The following is a 21,773-nucleotide window of genomic DNA, read 5'->3' on the forward strand; positions in this document are numbered from 1 at the left end:
AAGGAAAGTGACGCGAGGGGCCTGCGCGAAGCATGGTTGCGCCGCCCGCTGCGCCCGGCGCACGCACAGGCCGCCGAGACTGGTGCACAGAATAGCAGCGGGGCATCGGCGAGACCGCCGAAACTAGGGGGGAAACCCGGCTCTATTCGCGCAATCGGCTTGCGCGCGCCTGCGGATAATCCCTAGCGTGAAAGTCTCTGTCGCCAGCGCGCCGCGCCGGGCCGGAACCGTTCCCGGGAAGCGCTTGCGCCGGGGCGGCCCGAGCCTGTGCCGCAGTGCGGAGCGGCGGACGCTGAAGGCCTCCCGGAGAAACCCGACGCATGGATTCGTCAGCCAACTCTTTGATCAACCCCGACGCCCGCGTGGGCCTCGCCACCGGCGCTGCCGCGGCGGGCGCCGCCGGCGCCGCGCAGCCGGGCGCCGCTGACGACCTCGGCGGCGCGAGCGGATTCGCGCAGCGCTTTGGCGCGCTGCCGTCGCTGCGCGCCATGCGCGGCAACCCGCGTGCGCCGCTGATCTTCGCCGTCGCCGTGCTGCTTGCCGTGGTGGCCGCGCTCGTGCTGTGGTCGCGCGCGCCCGACTATAAGGTGCTCTACAGCAACCTGTCGGACCGCGACGGCGGCGCGATCATCACCGCGTTGCAGGCTGCAAACGTTCCCTACAAGCTCAGCAACGGCGGCGGCACGATTCTCGTGCCCACGGACCAGGTCAACGAAATGCGCCTGCGGCTCGCCACCCAGGGTTTGCCGAAGAACGGCTCGGTCGGCTTCGAGCTGATGGACAACCAGAAGTTCGGCATCAGCCAGTTCGCGGAGCAGGTGAACTATCAGCGGTCGCTAGAGGGCGAGCTGGAGCAAACGATTGAATCGATCGCGAGCGTGAAGACGGCGCGCGTGCATCTGGCGATTCCGAAGCCCTCCGTGTTCGTGCGCGAGCACGAGGCGCCCACCGCCTCGGTGCTCGTGAATCTCTACCCGGGCCGCATGCTCGACGAAGGCCAGGTCGCCTCGATCACGCACATGGTCGCCTCGGCCGTGCCCGATCTGACCGCGCACAACGTCACGGTGGTCGACCAGGACGGCAACCTGCTCACGCAGAACGCCGCGAGCGCCGGGCTCGACGCCACCCAGATCAAGTACGTGCGCCAGATCGAGCGCGACACGCAGGCGCGCATCGATGCGATCCTCGCGCCGCTCTTCGGCTCGGGCAACGCGCGCGCCCAGGTGAGCGCCGACATCGACTTCTCGAAGCTCGAACAGACCTCCGAAGCGTACGGCCCGAACGGCAGCCCGCAGCAGGCCGCGATCCGCAGCCAGCAGCAGAGCATCGCGCAGGAACTGCAGCAAGGCGGCGCCTCGGGCGTGCCGGGCGCGCTGTCGAACCAGCCGCCGCAGCCCGCTTCGGCGCCGGTCAGCGCGCCGGCCGGCGCGAGCGGCCAGCCCGCCACGACGCCGGTTTCGGACCATCGCGACACGACGACCAACTACGAGCTCGACAAGACCGTGCGCCACTACCAGCAGGCGCCGGGCGACATCAAGCGGCTTTCGGTGGCGGTGATCGTCAACTATCAGCCGAAGGTCGACGCGAAGGGCCATGCGACCATGCAGCCGCTCGACGCGCAGAAGCTCGCGCAAGTCGAACAGCTCGTGAAGGACGCGATGGGATACGACGCGAAGCGCGGCGACTCGATCAACGTGGTGAACGCCGCGTTCCAGACCGAAGCCGATCCGTATGCGAACCTGCCGTGGTGGCGCCAGCCGGACATCGTTGCGCTCGCCAAGCAGATCGCACTGTGGCTCGGCATCGCAGCGGTGGCGGCGGTCCTGTACTTCTGGATGGTGAAGCCGGCGCTGCGCCGCGCGTTCCCGCCGCCGGAGCCGCCCGCCCCGCTCCTGCCGGCGAGCCTGGACAGCGAGCCGCTGCTGCTGGACGGCCTCCCGCCGCCGCCGGTCGAGGATACGGAAAACGACGCCGCGCTGGCCGCCTTCGAAAGCGAGAAACTCCGGTTCGAGCGGAATCTGGACTACGCGCGCACGATCGCGCGCCAGGATCCGAAGATCGTCGCAACCGTCGTCAAAACCTGGGTGAACGATGAGCGCTGAAGGTGCTGTCAAGAGTGCATTGCTGCTGATGTCGATCGGCGAGGAAGAGGCCGCCGAGGTCTTCAAGTTCCTCGGACCGCGCGAAGTGCAGAAGATCGGCGCCGCCATGGCGTCGCTCAAGAACGTCAAGCGCGAAGAGATCGAAGCCGTACTGCAGGAGTTCGTGAAGGAAGCCGAGCAGCACACGGCGTTCTCGCTCGACTCGAACGACTACATCCGCAACGTGCTGAACAAGGCGCTCGGCGAGGACAAGGCCGGTGCGATCATCGACCGTATCCTGCAGGGCGGCGATACGAGCGGCATCGAAGGGCTCAAGTGGATGGATTCGAGTTCGGTGGCCGAGCTCATCAAGAACGAGCATCCGCAGATCATCGCGACGATCCTCGTGCACCTCGACCGCGACCAGGCTTCCGAGATCGTCGGGTGCTTCACGGAGCGTCTGCGCAACGACGTGCTGCTGCGTATCGCGACGCTCGACGGCATCCAGCCCGCCGCGCTGCGCGAACTCGACGACGTGCTCACGGGCCTGCTCTCGGGCAGCGACAACCTCAAGCGCAGCCCGATGGGCGGCATCCGCACGGCAGCCGAAATTCTCAACTTCATGCCGGCGCAGTTCGAGGAAGGCGTGCTCGAAAACGTGCGCCAGTACGACGCCGAACTCGCGCAGAAGATCATCGACCAGATGTTCGTGTTCGAAAACCTGCTCGACCTCGAAGACCGCGCGATCCAGCTGCTGCTCAAGGAAGTCGAGTCGGAGTCGCTCATCATCTCGCTCAAGGGCGCACCGCCCCCGCTGCGCCAGAAGTTCCTCTCGAACATGTCGCAGCGCGCGGCCGAACTGCTCGCCGAAGACCTCGACGCACGCGGTCCGGTACGCGTCTCGGAAGTCGAGGCGCAGCAGCGTCAGATCCTCCAGATCGTGCGCAATCTGGCCGAAAGCGGTCAGATCGTGATCGGCGGCAAGGCGGAAGATGCGTATGTCTGACGACGTGTCGGCCAAGCTGAAGGGCACGGCGTACCGGCGCTGGGAGATGGCGTCGTTCGATCCGCCGCCGCCCCCGCCGCCGCCGCCTCCTCCGCCGTCGCCCGACGAAGCGGCCGCGCTCATCGCCGAGCTGCAGCGCCTGCGCGACGAAGCGCACGCGCAAGGTCTGGCTTCGGGCCACGTCTCGGGCCAGGCGCTCGGCTACCAGGCCGGTCACGAGCAGGGCCACAAGCAGGGTTTCGAACAGGGTCTCGCCGACGCGCGTGCGCTGGCCTTGCAGCTCGCGCTCGTCGCGCAGCGCTTTGGCGAAGCATTGACGACCGTGCAGGCCGGCGTGGCCGAAACGCTCGTCGAACTCGCGCTCGACATCGCGCAGCAGGTCGTGCGCCAGCAGGTCCAGCACGATCCGACCACGCTTCTCGCCGTGGCGCGCGAAGTGCTCGCCGCCGAACCCGCGCTCGCGGGCGCACCGCAGCTCGTGGTGAGCCCGGCCGATCTGCCGGTGGTCGAAGCCTATCTGCAGGAAGAACTCCAGACACGCGGCTGGACCGTGCGCACCGACCCGGCGCTGGAGCGCGGCGGCTGCCGCGCGCAGGCCGCGACCGGCGAAGTGGACGCGACCGTGGGCTCGCGCTGGGAGCGCGTGGCCGCTGCACTCGGCAAGGTACGGCCATGGTGACGCCGCCGGCGGCCGGGACGATCCACACGGGCGGCCTCACGGCGCTCGAACAGGAGCTCGCGCTCGCGTCGTTCGGCCCGCTCGCGCACGACGCGGCGCAGCCCGCCGAGGTCCGGGCGGACCTCGTGGCGCATGTCCCGGCTGCCGGACAAATCACGGACGAACCAGAACACGCCGACAGCGAAGCGAGCGCCGATGCGAGCGCCTCTGCCTCCGCTTTTGCCCCCGCGTTTGCCGACTACACACCGCCGCCGCACTACGATCCCGCGAACGAGCATCTGCAGGCGTGGAACACGTTTCTCGAAGGCGTGCGCGAGCGCAACGCGCGCGCGCTGCCGCTGCGCGCATGCGGGCGCCTCACGCGCGCGGCGGGCCTCGTGCTCGAAGCCGTGGGCCTGCGTCTTTCGGTGGGCGCGGAAGTGATGATCGAGTTGCCGCCCGGCAGCACGCTGCCGATGGCCGAAGCCGAAGTGGTGGGCTTCGGCGGCGACAAGCTGTTCCTGATGCCGACCACCGAAGTGGCGGGCCTGTTGCCCGGCGCGCGCGTGTGGCCGCTCGAAGCCGCGCCCATCGCCGATCCGATGTCGGGCGCGAAGCGCCTGCCGGTCGGCTGGGGCATGCTCGGCCGCGTGGTGGACGCCTCGGGCAAGCCGCTCGACGGACTCGGTGCGCTCGCGACCGAAGCCGATGCGCCGCTCACCGCCGCCTCGCTCAACCCGCTCAACCGCGAGCCGATCCACCACGTGCTCGACGTCGGCGTGCGCGCGATCAACGCGCTGCTCACGGTCGGGCGCGGCCAGCGCATGGGTCTTTTCGCGGGCTCGGGCGTCGGCAAATCGGTGCTGCTCGGCACGATGGCGCGCGCAACGAGCGCCGAGGTGATCGTGATCGGCCTGATCGGCGAGCGGGGCCGCGAAGTCAAGGAATTCATCGAGCAGATTCTCGGGCCCGACGGGCTCGCACGCTCGGTCGTGGTGGCCGCGCCGGCCGACGTCTCGCCGCTGCTGCGCATGCAGGGCGCCGCCTACGCCACGACGCTCGCCGAATATTTCCGCGACCAGGGCAAGCATGTGCTGCTGCTCATGGATTCGCTCACGCGCTACGCGATGGCGCAGCGCGAAATCGCGCTCGCCATCGGCGAGCCGCCCGCGACCAAAGGCTATCCGCCTTCGGTCTTCGCGCGCCTGCCCGCGCTCGTCGAGCGCACGGGCAACGGCCCGGCGGGCGGCGGCTCGATCACCGCGTTCTACACGGTGCTCACCGAAGGCGACGACCAGCAGGACCCGATCGCCGACGCCGCGCGCGCGATTCTCGACGGCCACATCGTGCTCTCGCGCACGCTGGCTGAAGCGGGCCACTATCCGGCCATCGACATCGAAGCCTCGATCAGCCGCGCGATGACCGCGCTGATCGACGACCAGCATCTGAATTGCACGCGCCAGTTCAAGCAGATGCTTTCGCGCTATCAGCGCAACCGCGACCTCATCAACGTCGGCGCGTACGTGAGCGGCCGCGACGCGGTGCTCGACCGCGCCATTTCGCTGTATCCGCGCATCGAAGCGTTCCTCCAGCAAGGCTTTCGCGAAACCGCGAGCTATCAGGCAAGCCTCCAGGCACTCGGGACACTTCTCGGGCAGGCCAACGGGCAAGGAGCCAGGACATGACGAACCCCACACCGCTGCAAACCCTGATCGGACTCGCTCAGGACGAAGTCGACACTGCCACGCAGCGGCTCGGGCGCCTGCAGCGCGAGCGCGGCGAAGTCGAAAAGCAGCTTCAGGCACTCATTACGTACCGGGACGAGTACCATACGCGTTTCACGGAATCAGCACGCCAGGGCATGGCGGCGGGCAACGTGCGCAACTTCCAGGCGTTCATCGACACGCTCGATGCGGCGATCAACCAGCAGCGGCGCATGCTCGACCAGGCCACCGTGCGTGTCGAAGCCGCGAAGCCCGAATGGCAGCGCTGCAAGCAGAAGCTCGGCTCGTACGAAGTCCTGCAGACGCGCCAGGATCAGGTTGCGGCGCGCAAGGAAGCGCGTCGCGAGCAGCGCGACTCCGATGAATACGCCGCGCGCATCCTGCGCATGCGCGCGCCGCAACATCTGTAACAGCACAATTTTTCGAGACCGCAAGCATGTCGATACTTACCGGAATCAGCGCACTGCTCGGGAGCCTCGGGGACGCGGCGGCGGCTACGTCCGCGAGTCAGGACGAGCAGGCCGGCCAGAGCTTCGCGCAGACGCTTCAGCAAAGCATCAACGCGCAAACGCCCGTGCAGATCGCCCCGCTGCCGCAACCGGCGGCGAGCGCGTCCGTGCCGCCGGTCAGCACCGCGCTTGCGAGCGCCGCCAGCAGCGTGAACAACAGTGTCAACAGCAACAGCGGCTTCCACAACAGCGCCAACGCGCAGCAAAGCGCGGCGGCGAGCCAGCAGACGGCCAGTTCGTCGAGCCAGACGGCGCAGTCGTCGGGCTCGACCTCGCATTCGCATGGCGCGCAACAGGCATCGAGCAGCGGCCAGCAGCAAAGCGGCAGCGCCAGCCCCGATCAGAACCAGACCGATGCCGCGGGCGCACAAGCTGCAGCCGCGGCCGTGCAGGCGCAGATGCAGTTGCAGATGCAGATGCAGGCTCAGATGCAGGCTCAAGCGCAGGGGCAGGGCCAGGCCGCCGTCGGCGATGCCACCAGCGCGCAGGCCAGCGCCAATGCCGCGCTTGCGGACCTCGCCGCCACGACGGCAGCTACCGCGGCCCGTACGGCTGCGACCGCTGCGGGCAACGCGGCAGCAGGCGCCGGCACCTCGGGCAACCCGAAATCGGTGCGCGACGCACTGCAGGCCGCGTTCGCCGCACTGCGCGACGGCTCGGCCGCAGCGGGGGGACACGCCGCCGCGACGACTACACCGGCAAGCACGACGGCGAGCACCGCCACGAGCCTGAACACGCACCCGAGCGCTTCCCTCACGCCGTCCTCCGGCGCGGCAAGCAACTTCGCCTCGCACCTCGCGACCCACACGGCAGTCAAGGGCGCGGGCGAGAACGCCGCCGCCCTGGCCAGCGACAAGACGGCCGCGGCCCCGACGAACGACACGGCCACAGCAGCGGCAGTGGCACAGGCGCTGCAGGACCCGGCAGCCGCCGCTGCCAGCGCGGGCCAGAGCACACCCGATGCGCTCGTCGCCGCCCAGGCGGCAGCGGCCGCAGCGGCGCAAAGCCAGGCGACCGCAGGAGCATCGACCGTCGCGGCATCGTCGTCGGCGGGCGCAACGGCCCTCGCACCGCAAGTGGGCACGGCCGACTGGGAAGATGCACTCAGCCAGAAAGTCGTGTTCCTTTCGAACGCACACGAGTCGAGCGCCCAGCTCACGCTGAATCCGAAGGATCTCGGCCCGCTGCAGGTGGTGCTCCAGGTCGCGGACAGCCACGCGCACGCACTCTTCGTCTCGCAGCACCAGCAGGTGCGCGACGCCGTCGAGGCGGCGCTGCCGAAGCTGCGCGAGGCGATGGAGCAAAACGGCATCGGCCTTGGCAGCGCGAGCGTGAGCGACGGCTTCGCACGGCAGATGAACCAGCAGGCGCAGCAGGAAAGCGGCAGCAACCGCGGCTCGAGGACGGCAAGCACGAGCGACGATGCGGCCGACAGCACCGTCGCCGCAGCCACGACGACCGTCACGCAACGCAGCGTCGGCCTGATCGATACATTTGCCTGAATTTGCCTGATGCGGCGCCTCACGGCGCGCGCAACACGGCAAACCCGCGAGTTGGCCTGCGGGGTTAGCCCGTGCGGTTAGCCCATGAAATGAGCCAGTGAAGCGGCCCGCCCTGCGCGCGCCGCTTCGCCCGGCATCTTCAGGCCCCCTCGGGCACCCTCAGGCAACTTCAGCCCCCCTTGCCGCCGATGCCGTCGGTCGCACACCCGCCGCCAGGCGCCATCAATAAGAAATTCACCGGCCTTGTGCACAATCGGCGCCTTGCACGCGCAACGACGTGCGCATGCCTCATCGAAGGCTTGCGCACGTTGCACAACAAAAGCACGAGATAGCCGCAAATCCCCCTTCTATTCCCCCCATCGCCGCAAGGCAAAAGCCAGAACAATGCAAGCTACCGGAATTAACGGCCCCTATGCACGTACAGCAGGCGCTCAACTGACATGGCGACAACGACCGCATCCAAGCAAGCCGCAACAGAAAGCGAGAAACCAGGCCCAATGAAGCGCTATCTTGCCCCCGCCCTCATCGCGATCTTCGCCGCAGGCGCCGCCGCAGGAGGTGTGTGGTTCGTCATGCAAGGACACGGCGCAGGTGCGACTGCGGCTACCGCCAGCGCCGCGACCGTCGCGGCATCGCCGACGCCCGTGTATTTCGTGCTCGACCCGATGACCGTGAACCTGCAGTCGGACGACGGCGACGCGCATTACCTGCGCATCGGCCTCACGCTGAAGGTGCCCAACCAGGCGACCCAGGACACGCTCAAGGATCACACGCCCGAGATCCGCAGCCGCGTGCTGCTCGCGCTGTCGGCCAAGAAGCCTGCCGATCTCGCGACGCTCGACGGCAAGCGCGCGCTCGCCACCGAACTCTCCGTGCTGATCTCCCAGCCGTCCGACCCGCGCGAGCCTTTCATGCGCATCGACGACGTGCTGTTCACCGAATTCGTCGTGCAGTGAGCGTGAACCCGATGACCCAGCAAGCCTGTCAGCCACGCACGCTGCGCGAAGTGCCGGCGCGCCGCGTCCACTGCGGGGAGAGCCACGCATCATGAGCATGGGCCACAGCGAGTTCATGTCCCAGGAGGAGGTCGATGCCCTCCTCAAGGGCGTGACCGGCGAAGTCGACAACGAGTCGAACAGTTCAGACAGCAAGGGCGTCCGGCCGTACAACATCGCGACGCAGGAACGCATCGTGCGCGGCCGGATGCCCGGCCTCGAAATCATCAACGAGCGTTTCGCGCGTCTCTTGCGCGTCGGCATCTTCAACTTCATGCGCCGCACCGCCGAGATTTCGGTGGGCCCGGTGCGGGTACTGAAGTACGCCGAGTTCACGCGCAACCTGCCGATCCCGACGAACCTGAACCTCGTGCAGGTCAAGCCGCTGCGCGGCACGTCGCTGTTCGTGTTCGACCCGAACCTCGTGTTCTTCGTGGTCGACAACCTGTTCGGCGGCGACGGACGCTTTCATACGCGCGTCGAAGGGCGCGACTTCACGCAGACCGAGCAGCGCATCATCGGCAAGCTGCTCAACCTCGTGTTCGAGCACTACACGACGGCCTGGAAGAGCGTGCGGCCGCTGAATTTCGAATTCGTGCGCTCCGAAATGCACACGCAGTTCGCAAACGTTGCCACGCCCAACGAGATCGTGATCGTCACGCAGTTCTCGATCGAATTCGGGCCGACGGGCGGCACGCTGCACATCTGCCTGCCCTACTCGATGATCGAGCCGATGCGCGACGTGCTGTCCTCGCCGATCCAGGGCGACGTGCTCGACGTGGACCGCCGCTGGGTGCGCGTGCTCTCGCAGCAGGTGCAGGCCGCAGAAGTCGAGCTCACCGCCGATCTCGCCGAGTGCCCGATCACGTTCGAGCAGATCCTGAACATGCGGGCGGGCGACGTGCTGCCGCTCAACATTCCCGAGCACATCGTCGCCAAGGTCGACGGCGTGCCGGTGATGGAATGCGGCTACGGAATTTTCAATGGTCAATATGCGTTGCGGGTCCAGAAAATGATCAGCGCAGCCGACACGATGAAGGAAAGTAGAGATGAGTGACGTGAACGCCACGCCCGCAGACGAGCCGATGCTCGAAACCGGTGCCGGAGCCGCCGTGCAGCCCGACGAGGAGCAGGGGCTCGACGACTGGGCGGCCGCGCTCGCCGAACAGAACGGCAATGAGGTCGCCACGACGCAGCCCGCGGAGGCAGCAGGCGTATTCCAGCCGCTCTCGAAGGTAACGTCGACCACGACGCACAACGACATCGACATGATTTTGGACATTCCCGTCCAGATGACCGTCGAACTCGGCCGCACGAAGATCGCGATCCGCAACCTGCTTCAGCTCGCGCAGGGCTCGGTCGTGGAACTCGACGGTCTCGCGGGCGAGCCGATGGACGTGCTCGTGAACGGCTGCCTCATCGCCCAGGGCGAAGTCGTGGTGGTCAACGACAAGTTCGGCATCCGCCTGACCGACATCATCACGCCCTCCGAGCGGATCCGGAAGCTCAACCGATGAACCCGCTGGCAGGGCATGGCGCGGTTCGCCGCGCCGCGCAGGCATTCGCTTCGCCGCTCGCATGCGCCGCAGTGCTCCCCGCATTGCTCGTCATGGTGCTCGCGGCGTCGCCCCTTGCCGCCCACGCCGCCGATCTCAACGCGGTGAACCAGGCCGCCGCCCTCGCCGCTTCGGGCGCCTCCGCCGCTTCGGCCGCTTCTTCGGCCAATGCGCTCGGCGCGGGCAGCGCGGTGCCTTCGCTCGGCTTCGGCGCCGTGCTGCAAACCGTGTTCGGCCTCGTGCTCGTGATCGGCATCGTGTTCGGCTGCGCGTGGCTCGCGCGCCGGCTCGGCCTGCACGGCATGTCCGGCGGCACGCTCGTGAAGACGGTGGGCGGCGCATCGCTCGGCGGCAAGGAGCGCGTGTCCGTCGTCGAGATCGGCGACACCTGGCTCGTGCTCGGCACGGCGCCCGGCAACGTGCGTCTCCTGCACACCATGCCCGCCGGCACCGTGCCGGATGCGGCGCAACCCGGCCCCGCACTGCAGGGCGGCTTCGGACAGCGCTTTCGTGACGCGCTGAAAAGCGAAGCGGGTAAACGATTCAGGCGTCACGACGGCGGAGCGCAGTAAATGGACAGCAGTTCCCTCGACGCGGCACAAGGGCGTGCGCTTCAGACGGCCACCCGTGCGCGCCGCCCGTCGTTCAGCAGGTCATTCGCCAGCTCATTTGCCAGCGCATTCGCCAGGTTGTTCTCCAGCTCATTTACCAGGTTGTTCGCCGGATCGTTCGTGAAATCGGCCATGCCGTTCGCGCTGGTCCTCGGCGCCGCCGTAGTGGCGCTCGTGCTGCCGCACGTGGCGCACGCGCAGGCCGCGGGCCTCCCCGCCTTCAATTCGGCCCCCGGCCCGAACGGCGGAACGACGTACACGCTGAGCGTGCAGACGATGCTGCTGCTCACGATGCTGTCGTTCCTGCCCGCGATGGTGCTGATGATGACGAGCTTCACGCGCATCATCATCGTGCTGTCGCTGTTGCGCCAGGCGCTCGGCACGACCACCACGCCGCCCAACCAGGTGCTCGTGGGCCTCGCGCTCTTTCTGACGCTGTTCGTGATGTCGCCCGTGCTCGACAAGGCGTATAACGACGGCTACAAGCCCTTCTCCGCCGGTACGCTGCCGATGGACGAGGCGGTTTCGCGCGGCGTCGCGCCGTTCAAGACGTTCATGCTGCGCCAGACGCGCGAATCGGATCTCGCGCTCTTCGCGCGCATCTCGCACGCGGCGCCGATGCAGGGCCCCGAGGACGTGCCGCTCACGCTGCTCGTGCCGGCATTCGTCACGAGCGAGCTGAAAACGGGCTTCCAGATCGGTTTTACGATCTACATCCCGTTCCTGATCATCGAAATGGTGGTGGCGAGCGTGCTGATGTCGATGGGTATGATGATGGTTTCACCCGCAACCATATCGCTGCCGTTCAAGCTGATGCTGTTCGTGCTCGTCGACGGCTGGCAACTGCTGCTCGGCTCGCTCGCGCAGAGTTTCGTGTAAGGAGGACTGCCTGTGACGCCCGAATCGGTCATGACGCTCGCCCACGAGGCGATGCTCATCTCGATCATGCTGGCCGCGCCGCTCCTGCTCGTGTCGCTCACGGTGGGTCTCGTGGTGAGCCTTTTCCAGGCGGCCACGCAGATCAACGAATCCACGCTCTCGTTCATCCCGAAGCTCATCGCGATTCTCGTGACGCTCGTGATCGCCGGGCCGTGGATGCTCACGACGATGCTCGACTACATGCACCGCATGTTCGCGAGCATTTCGTCGCTCGCCAACTAGGCGGCGCACGCCGCCGCCCGCGTTTTTTCGCGCAATGTTCTCGGTCACCTATGCGCAGCTGAACGGCTGGCTCACCGCGTTCCTCTGGCCGTTCACGCGCATTCTCGCGCTCATCGCGGTCGCGCCTTTGCTCGGCCAGCGCGTGGTGCAAACGCGCGTGAAAATCGGCCTTGCGGGCTTCATCACGCTGATCGTCGCGCCCACGCTCGGCGCGATGCCGCACGTCACGGTCTTCTCGGCCGAAGGCGTGTGGATCATCGTGAACCAGTTTCTGATCGGCATCGCGCTCGGCTTCACGATGCAGGTGGTGTTCGCGGCCGTGACCGCGGCGGGTGACATCATGGGGCTCGGCATGGGACTCGGCTTCGCCACCTTCTTCGATCCGCAGACCTCGGCCAATACGTCCGCGCTTTCGAGCCTGCTCAACATGTTCGCGATGCTGACGTTCCTGATCCTCGACGGCCATCTGCAGATGCTCGCGGCGCTCGTCGCATCGTTCGAGTCGGTGCCCATTTCGGCCAACATCCTCGGCGCGCCGGGCTGGCGCATCCTCGCGAACTGGGGCTCGGTCGTGTTCGCCTCGGGCCTGCTGCTCGCGCTGCCGGTCGTGGTCGCGCTCCTCATCACCAATCTCTCGCTCGGCATCCTGAACCGCGCCGCGCCGCAGATCGGCATCTTCCAGATCGGCTTCGCGCTCACGATGATGACCGGCATGCTGCTCATCGTCATGATGGTGCCGAACATGATCCCGTTCTTCGCACGCCTGTTCGACAGCGGCATCGACGAAATGGGCCGCATCGCCGCGGCGCTGCGCCCCGCGGGCTGAGCGCATGCGGCGGTAGTCGCAGCGCGCGCATGCCGCACGCGCCGCGCCCGCCCAAGGATCAGGGATTGATGTACTGGAACAGCGAGAGCTGCTGGGTCTGCGCGAACGTCTTCTGCGATGCCGAGAGCGAGTTCTGGACCTGCGTGTACTGACTGATCGCCGCCGTCATGTTCGTGCTCATGAGGGTCTGGAGGTCCGTCGTGGTCTGCAGCGCGTTATTCGACGTCACGGTCTGCAGCGCCTGCAGTTCCTGTTCGCGTCCGCCCACCGAAGCCTGGATCGTGATCACGTTCGACAGCGAATTGCTGAGCGCGGCCATGCCGGTCGTCATCGCGTTGGTGTACGTGGCCGTGGCCGTGGCGTTGTCCTGCGACGGCTGGTTCAGCGCAGCGATCATGTTGTCGATCGTGGTGAACACGTTGGTGTTGGCAGCGGCCGTGGCCGGCGTCACGGTGAACGAATCTCCCACGACGGCGGGCGGCGTGACGACACCCGAAGGCGTACCCGAGATGGTCACGTTCATGCCGGTGCCGAGCGAGATCGCCGCACCGTCCGTGTACGGTTTAGCCGCCGTGGTCGTCGGCGGAACGGCGCTGTTGTCGGTGACGGTGTAGGTCAGGGCGTTCGTGACGGGGTCGTTCGCGAACCCGATCGAGTAGCTGTCGCCGTTCGTGGCCGCCGTCGGATCGGTCACCGTGACCGCGCCGATCACGCCCGTGCCGGTGTTGGTCGCGCTGCCCGCCGGGACTTGCTGCGAGCCCAACGGCTGCACGCTCAGGAACACCGAGCTGCCCGAGTCGCCAATCGCGATCTGCCGCGTGTCGTTCACCTGAATCACGCGCTGGCCCGAATCGCCGTTGTACTGGGCGCCCTTGCCGGCCGTGTCGGTGAACACCTGCGACGTCTTCTGGAAGCCCGAGAACAGCATGTTGCCCTGGCCGTCGTTGGCGTTCGCGTACGACAGCAGCTCGTTGCGGTAACCCTCCATCTGCTTGGCGAGCGCCGCACGGTTCGTATCGTTCAACGAGCCGCCGAGTGCTTCCGAAGCAATCGAATTGATGCTCTGCAGCGTGGTCGTGATGTTGGTGAGGGCGGTGCCCTCGATCTGCAGCGACGTGAGCGCCGTGCTCTGGTTCGACGCGTACTGCGTGAGCGTCGCGCTCGTCGACGAGAGGTGCACGGCCTGGGCTGCGCCGAGTGGATTGTCGCCGGGGTTCGAGATCGCCACGCCCGACGAAACCTGCTGCTCGATCTGCAGAAGCTGGGACTGCTGGTTCTCCATCGTCGCGAGGCTCGTGGAGTAAAACTCGGAAGTTGCGATACGCATGGGTCAGCGCCTTACTGGATGATGCCGATCAGGGTCTGGAAGAGCGAAGCCGCGGTCTGGATGACCTTGCTGTTGGCCTGGTAGAGCTGCTGGTACTGAAGCAGCTTCGCGGCCTCTTCGTCCATGTTCACCCCCTGCACGGACTGCTGCTGCGAGGTGATCTGCGAAACGAGCGACTGCTGCGACGTGCTGTTCGCCTGGAGCAGCGTCGCCGTGTTGCCGATCGAATTCACGTAGCTCGCGTAAGCGCTCGTGAGCGTGGCCGTTCCGTTGAGCGTCGTGCTGGACGTGAGGTTCGAGAGCAGCAGCGCATTGCGGCCGTCCTGCGCGCCGCCGGGGTTCGCCACGATCGTGAACTTGTCGTTGTTGGCGGGCGTGCCCGTCATCGTGAAGCTCACGTTGGTCACGCCGTCGGTCGGATCGGTGATCGTGTACGAGTTGCCGGTGGCCGGGTTGTACGGCACGCCCGTCACGCCAGGCGGGTTGATCGTCACCGAGGAAGTGGTCGTCGAGCCCGGCGTCGAATACGTGATCGTCGTGCCGGTGGCGAAGCCCGTGAGCGTGCCCGTGGCGGCGTTGTAGGTGACCGTAAACGGCGTCGCGGGCACCGCATAGCCCGCCGTGACCGTGCCGCCTGTGACACTCCCCGAACCGGTGTTGCCGACGCTCGCCGACACCAGCACGGGCGCCGTCGCCGCGATCGCCGCGGGATCGGTCGTCGCGAGCGAGAAGCTGTCGAGCGCGTTGCCCGTCGGCTGGATCGTGTAGGCGTCGCCGCTGTTCATCGTGCCCGTCGACGTGATGCTCAGGCCGCTGCCCGCCGGTGCGAACGGCGTGATCGTGCTCGGCGCCGTCGTGGTCGTCCACGACAGGTTCGTCGTCGTGTCGGTGAGCGTGTAGGTGCCCGTGCCCGAAGCCGTGCTATAGCCCAGCGTGAAGGTGTCCGTCGACGGCTGCGATGCGTTGGTGAGCGCCACCGTCACCACCCCGTTGCCGGTGTTGGTCGCGTGGCCGGTGACGAGCGCCGGGTTCACGTTGAATAGCGCAATGCCCGCGGTGCCGCCGAGGTTCAGGCCGAGCGCGTTCTGCGCGTTGACCTGCCCCGCGAAACTGGTCGCAATCGCGCCAAGCTTCGCTTCGGCCGGATCGAGCGTCTGCGTGACGAACGAGACGAGACCGCCGAGCGTGCCGCCCTGCAGCGCGGCGGACGTGAGTTGCTGCGGCGTGGTGTTCGATCCCGCGCCGCCGGCCCAGGCCACGCTCAGTTCGGCGCCGTTGCTGTTCGAAGGCTGCGTCGTGAGGCTGTAGTTCTGGGCGCTCACCACGAGCGGCTGACCGTTGCCGAGAAACACGCTGTAGCCGCCGCTGTTCTGCACCACCGACACGCCGACCACCTTCGAGAGGTTCGCCACGGCCAGGTCGCGCTGGTCGAGCAACTGGTTCGGCGGCTGGCCCGTCGCGCTCGCAGCGGTGATCTGCGTGTTGAGGTCCGCGATCTGCTTCGAGTAGGTGTTGATCTGCGTGACCGCTTCCGAGAGCTGCGTATTCACGCTCTGGCGCATCTGGCTGTACTGCTGGCCGGCGGAGTTGATCTGGTCGGCGAGCGTCTGCGCATCGGAGAGCGCGGTCTGACGCGCCGCCGAGTCGTTCGGCGAGTTCGCGACGTTCTGAAGTCCCGAGAAAAACGACGTGATCGACGCGGCGATGCCCGACGTCGGGCTGCCGACGAGATTCGAAAGCTGCTGCGCGAGCGTGTACGAAGCCGTGATCGAGCTGTTGGTGGCCTGCGCGTTGTTCAGCTGCGTCGTGAGGTACTGGCTGTAGGCGCGCTCCACCGACTGGGTCGTGACGCCGTTGCCGAGATAACCCGAACCCGTGTTCTGGCCATTCGACTCGGCATAGTCCGGCCTTTCGACGTTATAGCCGGCGGTCGTCGAGTTGCTGATGTTCTCGCTCGACGTCGCAATGCCGATCTGGGCCGCCTGCAAACCGCTCAAGCCGATCGAAAAGATATTCGTGGTCATGCGTGATCCTCGTGAACCGCCGGCCGCCTCAATGCGGCCGCGTGGTGGACTACCCGTATAACGGCAGGACGTCGCGAAAATTGAGTGTCTGGACGCGCGGAAAACGTTTGGCGTCGAAGAGGTCAAGGTGCGCGCCGCCCGGGACGGCGGCGGCGTGCCTTGATGCGGGCGTCAGGCGCGCGCGAGTGAGCGGCGCTTCATCTCGAGTTGCGTGATGTAGCGCTGGAGGCTGTTTTCGGTCGAGCCGGGCAGCAGTTCGAAGCGAAAGCCGAGGTGATAGCGGCGCTCGCCATTCGGCAAGTCGATGAAACGCCGCACGACGAGCGCGAGATCCACGCGCAGCTTGCCGTACGAACGCAGATCCAGTTCGACGTCCGGAATATGCACGCCCATGCCGATCGCCTCGGCGCGCGGATCGGTCGTGCGCAGGCCCACGCCGCCGAGCGAGATGTCGTGCACGACGAAGGTGAAAGGCGAATCGTCGGGCAGCACGCCGCGGCAGATGCACGGATCCATCACCGGCGTATCGACGCGGAAGTACTCGCGGCGCTGAATGTAGTAGAGCACCTCGGGGAACGACGCGATGAACGCGGGCCGTCCTTCGTAGTCGGTGCGCTGCGGCGCGCGCGTCGTGAACTGCACCCGCACGCCCTCGGGCGACGCATGGAATTCACATTGATCGGCGTTGAGCACGCTGGCGTTCTGCTCGGCGAGCGCGCCCCAGTCGAACACGAACGTCTGGTTTCGCGTATCGACATCGAGGATGCGGGTGACGATCTGCCCCCCGCGGTACTGAAGAGTCAGGAAGTCCCCGCGATTGACGAGGTTGCGCAACTGCACGCCCACTTCGAGCGGATTGCGTCGTGCGAATTCGGGGACGTCTTCTTCGCCCCCCACTTCTTCCTGTTGATTCGACTGAACGGTATTCATCGGCCTGCCGGAATTTCGTGGACGTGCCGGCGCGCGTGAGACGGACCCAGAGCGCGCCATTCGGGCGGCGTGCGCCGCCCCTTGTACTTACCCATCTCGTCTGGATTAGCGGCAGGATGACGGGAAAATTTAGGGCGCGCCACAAAATAAATCCGGCAAAAAATCCACCCGGCGCACGACCCGGCATGGCTTTGCGGCCATCGTGCCGGGATCGTCGCGCAGGCAACGTTTGCGCTTCGGCCAGGTGCGTTCGCCGGCCCGTTACCGGGGCGAACCGGCCTTAGCTCATCTGCTGCATGACCGAGAGGAGCTTTTGCGCGTAATGCGGATCGGTCGCGTAGCCCGCGCGCTGCATGCCCTGCGCGAAACTCTCCGCGCTGTGCGAACCGTCGATGACCGACGCGTAACGCGGGTTGCTCTTGAGCAGCGTGGCGTAGTCGGCCATCGCGTCTTCGTACGAGTCGTACGCGCGGAATTTCGCCACCACGCGGTGCGGCTCGCCGTTCACGTATTCGGTCGTGACCGTCGAGACGGTCTTGCCGGTCCAGTCCTTCGACGCCTTGATGCCGAAGACGTTGTGGCTCGCCGAGCCGTCCGCCCGCTTGATCTCGCGCTTGCCCCAGCCCGATTCCAGCGCGGCCTGGCCGATGATGAAGCGGGCCGGGATGCCGGTCGATGCGCTCGCCTGCTGTGCGGCGTTGGCGAGCTTGTCGACGAACGCATCGGCCGAGGCGTCGCCGTTGCCGTGCACCGCGGGCATGAGCGCGCTGTTGCCGCCGTAGTTCCTGCCGTTCGCGAGCGCGCCGTTGGCCGCCGCGTTGCCGTACGCGCGGCCGAGCGCGTTGAGCATCGCGAGGTTGCCCGGGCTGCCGCCTGCACCCAAACCCGCGCCCGTGCCCGAGCCCGCGAGACCGGAAAGCGCGTTGGCGACGCCGCCCGCACCCTCGCCGCCGTCCGCGCCGAGCGCCGCGCCGCCCATGCTGCGCGTGAGCTGCTTGAGCATCGCGTTCGCGACGCCGATGCCCTTGTTCGACATCTGCTGCGCGAGCTGCTGGTCGAGCATCGACATGAACGTATTGCCGTCGCGCGAATCGAGCGGGCCGTCGTCGGGCGTCGCTTCGCGCATGCTCTTGAGCATCATCTGCGTGAAGACGGCGTCGAACTGCTTCGCCGCCATCTTGACGCCCTGCTGCGGCGCGGCGTTCGCGGCCGCGCGCATCGCGTCGAAGCCGTGGACGTCGAGCGCGAAGCGGTTGGTGATGTCGAGATTGTTGTCGATCTTCGAACTGTCCATGAGCTGATCCTTAGATGATCTCCAGGTCGGCGCGCAGTGCGCCCGCCGCCTTCATCGCCTGCAGGATCGACATCAGGTCCGCCGGTGTCGCGCCGAGCGCGTTGAGCGCCTTGACGACTTCGGCAAGATTGGCGCCCGCCGTCACGAGCTTGAGCGATCCGTTGTCCTGCTTCATCTGGATCTGCGACTGGCGCGCCGCCACCGTGTTGCCGTTCGAGAACGCGCCGGGCTGGCTCACCACGGTCTGCGTGTTGATGACGACCGAGAGGTTGCCGTGCGCCACCGCGCAGTTATCGAGCGTCACCATCTGGTTCATCACGATCGAGCCGGTGCGCGCGTTGAGAATCACCTTCGCCGCGGGCTGGGCCGGGTGCACGTTCAGGCTCTGGATCTGCGCGATGAAGCCCACCTGCGCGGACGGATCGGCCGGGCCGCGGACCTGGATCGTGCGGCCGTCGAGCGGCATGGCCGTGCCCGAGCCGAACATGTTGTTGATGGCCGCCACGATGCGCTGCGTCGTGTCGTAATCCATGTCGTTCACTTCCAGCTGCAGGATGCCGCCTTGCTGCGCGACGGGCGACGGCACGGCGCGCTCCACGATCGCGCCGCCCGCGATGCGTCCTGCCGCGAGCTGGTTCACCTGCACCTTGCTGCCGTTGGCCGACGCGCCCGCGCCGCCCACCGCCACGTTGCCCTGCGCGAGCGCGTACACCTGACCGTCCGCGCCCTTGAGCGGCGTGAGCAGCAGCGTGCCGCCGCGCACGCTCTTCGCGTTCGCGAGCGACGAAACCGTCACGTCGATCGGCTCGCCCGGCCGCGCGAACGGCGGCAGCACCGCCGTCACCATCACGGCGGCGACGTTCTTGAGCTGCATGTTGTTGAGCGTCTGCGACGCCTGGCCGTTCGCACTCGACGTGTTGTTGATCGAGATGCCGAGGTTCGCGAGCATGTTCGCGAGCGTCTGCGTCGTGAACGGCGCCTGGGTGGTCTGGTCGCCGGTGCCGTCGAGGCCCACGACGAGGCCGTAGCCGATCAGCGGGTTGTCGCGCACGCCCTGGAACGTCGCGAGGTCCTTCACGCGCTCGGCGCGCGCGGGCGTCGCGAGCGTGAAGAGCGCCGCGCAGGCGAAAAGACAGGAAAGACAGCGGGCCACCACGCGCAGCGCGGCGAACACGTCTTGCGCGCGCGAGCGGCGCGCCTGCTTGATGCGGATCGTCACCATGGCGCGATGTTCAGGAAAAAGCGTTGCAGCCAGCCCATCGTCTCCGCCTCGTCGATCACGCCCTTCGCGGAGTATTCGATGCGCGCATCGGCGACGTCGGTGGAGAGCACGGAGTTGTCGCCGGCAACGGTGTTCGGGTTGACGACGCCGGAGAAGCGCACGTATTCGTTGCCCTGGTTGATGAGCATCTGCTTCTCGCCGGACACGACGAGATTGCCGTTGGGCAGCACGTTCGTCACCGTCACGGTGATCACGCCGTTGAACGTGTTCGACGCCTTCGCGCCGCCGGTGGAGTCGAACTGGTTCGCGCCCGTCGCGTCCAGATTCATGCGCGAGAAGACGCCCGGCGCGAAGCCCGCGTTCGGCACGGTGAAGTTCGTGCTGCTGCCGCGCTTCGTATTGGCGCCCGAGGACTTCTGCGCGTTGATGTTTTCGGCGATCACGATCGTCAGGATGTCGCCGATGTTGCGCGGGCGCTGGTCCTCGAAGAGCGGCCGGCCCGCGTAGCCCGGGTTGTAGATCGAGCCGGGCGACGTGTTCACGGGCGGCGGCGGCGGCACGGCCGTCATGGGCTGCTGCGTGATCGGCGGCCGGTTGGGGATGTATGCGCAACCGCCGAGCGCGAGCAGGGCAGCGCCGGCCACGAGGGCCGCCGCGCGCATGCAAAGGTTGATACGTGCCGCCATGCTATTCACCGCCTCGATTCCACCGCCTCGATTCCGTCAGCATCAAACCTGCATCTGGGTGAGCGTCTGCAACATCTGGTCCGACGTGTTGACGGCCTTGCTGTTGATTTCGTACGCGCGCTGGGTCTCGATCATGTTCACGAGTTCCTGCACGACGTTCACGTTCGACGATTCGATGTAGCCCTGGTTGAGCGTGCCCGAGCCGTTCAGGCCAGGCGTCGTGATCGTGGGCGCGCCCGACGAAGCCGTTTCCGACACGAGGTTCTCGCCGTTCGACTGCAGCCCGGTCGGGTTGATGAACATCGCGAGCTGCAGCGAGCCGATCGTCGTGCTGGCGCTCGAACCGGCCGTCGTGACCGTGACCACGCCGTCGCTGCCGACGGTGAGCGAGGTCGCATTCGAGGGCACCGTGATCGCCGGGATCACCTGGTAGCCGCTCGCGGTCACGAGCTGGCCCTGCGAGTTGGTCTGGAACGAGCCGTCGCGCGTGTAGTTGGTCGTGCCGTCCGGCATCTGCACCTGGAAGAAGCCCGCGCCGTTGATCGCGAGGTCCTTCGAGTTGCCGGTCTGCTGCAGGTTGCCCTGCGTGTAGAGGCGCTCGGTGGCGATCTGCTGCACGCCGGTGCCGACCTGGCTGCCCGAGGGCAGTTCGGTTTGCTGCGTCGAGTTCGCGCCGGGCTGGCGCAGCGTCTGGTACATCAGGTCTTCGAACACGGCGCGCGAACCCTTGAAGCCGTTGGTGCTCACGTTCGCGAGGTTGTTCGAGATCACGTCCATCTGCGACTGCTGCGCATTCATGCCGGTAGCGGCGATGTAGAGCGATCGGTTCACGGTGTTTTTCTCCCGGTCGGGCCGCGCGGCGCGCGGTCCTCAATGCTTAGGTGAACTGGAGCAGCTGGTTGGCGCTCTGTTCGTTCTGGTCGGCGGTCTGCATCAGCTTCGTCTGCATCTGGAACTGGCGCGCGTTGGTGATCATCGAGACCATCGCCGCCACCGGATTGACGTTGCTGCCTTCGATCGATTCCGTCGCGATCTGCACGGTCTGGTCGGCATCGGCCGGATTGCCGTCGGCCGTCCGGAAGAGACCGTCGTCGCCGCGCGTGAGCGTGCCCGCGGGCGGGTTGACGAACTTGATCTGGTCGATCATCGCGATCGCGTTGGGCTGGCTTCCGGGTGCGAGGGCCGAGACCGTGCCGTCCGTCCCGATCGTCACGGCCGAGCCCGGCGGCACCGCGATCGGGCCGCCGCTGCCGATCACCTGCTGGTTGCTGGCGGTCACGAGCTGGCCGTTCGAATCGACGTGCAGATCGCCCGCACGCGTGTAGGCCTCGTTGCCGTCAGCCGTCTGCACGGCGAAGAAGCCCGAGCCCTGGATCGCGATGTCGAGCGGATTGCCGGTACGCGAGATCGCGCCGGGCGTCATGTCCGAGCCGGGCGTGGCCGACAGCACGAACGTGCGCGTCGTCTGGTCGTTGACCGTCGAGCCGTCGCCGAACGACATCGGCACGTCGCGAAAGTTGGCGAGCTGCGCGCGAAAACCCGTGGTCGAGACGTTCGCCAGGTTGTTCGCCACGACGGCCTGCTGTTCGAGCGCCTGAGTGGCGCCCGTCATTGCTGTGTAGATCAATCGGTCCATGGTTCGCCCGGAGCCTCAAGTGCCT

General features: G+C 67.0%; 22 protein-coding genes. 13 read left to right on the top strand and 9 right to left on the bottom strand.

All coding sequences use genetic code 11. The features are described 5' to 3' along the window. Positions 1-320 precede the first annotated feature (320 nt). The 10 genes from fliF (at position 321) to fliO (ending at position 10,603) form a co-directional block, all read left to right on the top strand. The gene (gene fliF, locus ACFPTO_RS09775; RefSeq protein WP_377711151.1) at positions 321-2,102 is read left to right on the top strand and encodes a flagellar basal-body MS-ring/collar protein FliF; all 1,782 of its coding nucleotides are present in this window, start codon (positions 321-323) and stop codon (positions 2,100-2,102) included. Further along, entirely contained in the window at positions 2,092-3,087 is a 996-nt protein-coding gene (gene fliG, locus ACFPTO_RS09780; RefSeq protein ID WP_377711153.1) for a flagellar motor switch protein FliG, read from the top strand. Before fliF ends, fliG begins: the two co-directional genes overlap by 11 nt. Then, positions 3,080-3,766, top strand: coding sequence for a flagellar assembly protein FliH (fliH, locus tag ACFPTO_RS09785; protein WP_377711155.1), 687 nt, complete (start codon positions 3,080-3,082; stop codon positions 3,764-3,766). The genes fliG and fliH overlap by 8 nt, the downstream gene beginning before the upstream one ends. Next, positions 3,763-5,430, top strand: coding sequence for a flagellar protein export ATPase FliI (fliI, locus tag ACFPTO_RS09790; protein ID WP_377711707.1), 1,668 nt, complete (start codon positions 3,763-3,765; stop codon positions 5,428-5,430). The genes fliH and fliI overlap by 4 nt, the downstream gene beginning before the upstream one ends. Next, the gene (gene fliJ / locus ACFPTO_RS09795) at positions 5,427-5,879 is read left to right on the top strand and encodes a flagellar export protein FliJ (RefSeq protein ID WP_377711157.1); all 453 of its coding nucleotides are present in this window, start codon (positions 5,427-5,429) and stop codon (positions 5,877-5,879) included. The genes fliI and fliJ overlap by 4 nt, the downstream gene beginning before the upstream one ends. A gap of 26 nt (positions 5,880-5,905) precedes the next feature. After that, on the top strand, positions 5,906-7,480 hold the full coding sequence (locus tag ACFPTO_RS09800; protein WP_377711159.1) for a flagellar hook-length control protein FliK: 1,575 nt from the start codon (positions 5,906-5,908) through the stop codon (positions 7,478-7,480). 440 nt (positions 7,481-7,920) lie between these two features. Next, complete coding sequence (gene fliL / locus ACFPTO_RS09805) at positions 7,921-8,436, top strand: flagellar basal body-associated protein FliL (protein ID WP_377711160.1); 516 nt, start codon at positions 7,921-7,923, stop codon at positions 8,434-8,436. A 97-nt stretch (positions 8,437-8,533) separates the two neighbouring features. After that, positions 8,534-9,532: a flagellar motor switch protein FliM gene (fliM, locus tag ACFPTO_RS09810; protein WP_377711708.1), complete on the top strand. Its 999-nt coding sequence runs from the start codon at positions 8,534-8,536 to the stop codon at positions 9,530-9,532. Continuing rightward, the gene (fliN, locus tag ACFPTO_RS09815; RefSeq protein WP_377711161.1) at positions 9,525-9,992 is read left to right on the top strand and encodes a flagellar motor switch protein FliN; all 468 of its coding nucleotides are present in this window, start codon (positions 9,525-9,527) and stop codon (positions 9,990-9,992) included. The genes fliM and fliN overlap by 8 nt, the downstream gene beginning before the upstream one ends. Beyond that, entirely contained in the window at positions 9,989-10,603 is a 615-nt protein-coding gene (fliO, locus tag ACFPTO_RS09820) for a flagellar biosynthetic protein FliO (protein ID WP_377711162.1), read from the top strand. Before fliN ends, fliO begins: the two co-directional genes overlap by 4 nt. A gap of 41 nt (positions 10,604-10,644) precedes the next feature. Here fliO and ACFPTO_RS09825 read toward each other — a convergent pair whose 3' ends face one another. Next, positions 10,645-10,776 carry a hypothetical protein gene (locus ACFPTO_RS09825; protein ID WP_377711163.1) on the bottom strand — a complete coding sequence of 44 codons (132 nt, stop codon included), beginning with the start codon at positions 10,774-10,776 and terminating at the stop codon, positions 10,645-10,647. Here ACFPTO_RS09825 and fliP point away from each other — a divergent pair. The 3 genes from fliP to fliR are packed head-to-tail and all read left to right on the top strand — an operon-like array spanning position 10,775 to position 12,629. After that, positions 10,775-11,521 (top strand): flagellar type III secretion system pore protein FliP, encoded by a 747-nt coding sequence (gene fliP, locus ACFPTO_RS09830; RefSeq protein ID WP_377711164.1) that lies wholly within the window; start codon positions 10,775-10,777, stop codon positions 11,519-11,521. The two genes, ACFPTO_RS09825 and fliP, sit on opposite strands and share 2 nt — an antisense overlap. Positions 11,522-11,533: 12 nt before the next feature. After that, a complete protein-coding gene (gene fliQ, locus ACFPTO_RS09835) occupies positions 11,534-11,803 on the top strand; it encodes a flagellar biosynthesis protein FliQ (RefSeq protein ID WP_377711166.1) in 270 nt (89 codons plus the stop codon). Positions 11,804-11,837: 34 nt separating this feature from the next. After that, positions 11,838-12,629 carry a flagellar biosynthetic protein FliR gene (fliR, locus tag ACFPTO_RS09840; RefSeq protein ID WP_377711167.1) on the top strand — a complete coding sequence of 264 codons (792 nt, stop codon included), beginning with the start codon at positions 11,838-11,840 and terminating at the stop codon, positions 12,627-12,629. A gap of 58 nt (positions 12,630-12,687) precedes the next feature. On the opposite strand, the gene flgL is transcribed toward fliR, so the two are convergent. The 8 genes from flgL to flgF form a co-directional block, all read right to left on the bottom strand. Next, a complete protein-coding gene (gene flgL / locus ACFPTO_RS09845; protein WP_377711168.1) occupies positions 12,688-13,956 on the bottom strand; it encodes a flagellar hook-associated protein FlgL in 1,269 nt (422 codons plus the stop codon). An 11-nt stretch (positions 13,957-13,967) separates the two neighbouring features. Continuing rightward, the gene (gene flgK, locus ACFPTO_RS09850) at positions 13,968-15,980 is read right to left on the bottom strand and encodes a flagellar hook-associated protein FlgK (RefSeq protein WP_377711169.1); all 2,013 of its coding nucleotides are present in this window, start codon (positions 15,978-15,980) and stop codon (positions 13,968-13,970) included. Positions 15,981-16,151: 171 nt separating this feature from the next. Next, positions 16,152-16,910 (bottom strand): flagellar brake protein, encoded by a 759-nt coding sequence (locus ACFPTO_RS09855; RefSeq protein WP_377711170.1) that lies wholly within the window; start codon positions 16,908-16,910, stop codon positions 16,152-16,154. Between the two features lie 280 nt (positions 16,911-17,190). Then, complete coding sequence (flgJ, locus tag ACFPTO_RS09860) at positions 17,191-18,204, bottom strand: flagellar assembly peptidoglycan hydrolase FlgJ (RefSeq protein WP_377711171.1); 1,014 nt, start codon at positions 18,202-18,204, stop codon at positions 17,191-17,193. A 10-nt stretch (positions 18,205-18,214) separates the two neighbouring features. Then, a complete protein-coding gene (locus tag ACFPTO_RS09865; protein WP_377711172.1) occupies positions 18,215-19,426 on the bottom strand; it encodes a flagellar basal body P-ring protein FlgI in 1,212 nt (403 codons plus the stop codon). After that, on the bottom strand, positions 19,420-20,112 hold the full coding sequence (gene flgH / locus ACFPTO_RS09870; protein WP_377711173.1) for a flagellar basal body L-ring protein FlgH: 693 nt from the start codon (positions 20,110-20,112) through the stop codon (positions 19,420-19,422). Before flgH ends, ACFPTO_RS09865 begins: the two co-directional genes overlap by 7 nt. A 42-nt stretch (positions 20,113-20,154) precedes the next feature. After that, the gene (flgG, locus tag ACFPTO_RS09875; protein WP_377711175.1) at positions 20,155-20,943 is read right to left on the bottom strand and encodes a flagellar basal-body rod protein FlgG; all 789 of its coding nucleotides are present in this window, start codon (positions 20,941-20,943) and stop codon (positions 20,155-20,157) included. Between the two features lie 46 nt (positions 20,944-20,989). Continuing rightward, on the bottom strand, positions 20,990-21,748 hold the full coding sequence (gene flgF, locus ACFPTO_RS09880) for a flagellar basal-body rod protein FlgF (RefSeq protein WP_377711177.1): 759 nt from the start codon (positions 21,746-21,748) through the stop codon (positions 20,990-20,992). Positions 21,749-21,773: the final 25 nt, after the last annotated feature.

Origin of the sequence: Paraburkholderia denitrificans, assembly GCF_042655705.1 — a bacterium.
In the GTDB taxonomy this organism is placed as follows: Bacteria; Pseudomonadota; Gammaproteobacteria; order Burkholderiales; family Burkholderiaceae; genus Paraburkholderia; species Paraburkholderia denitrificans.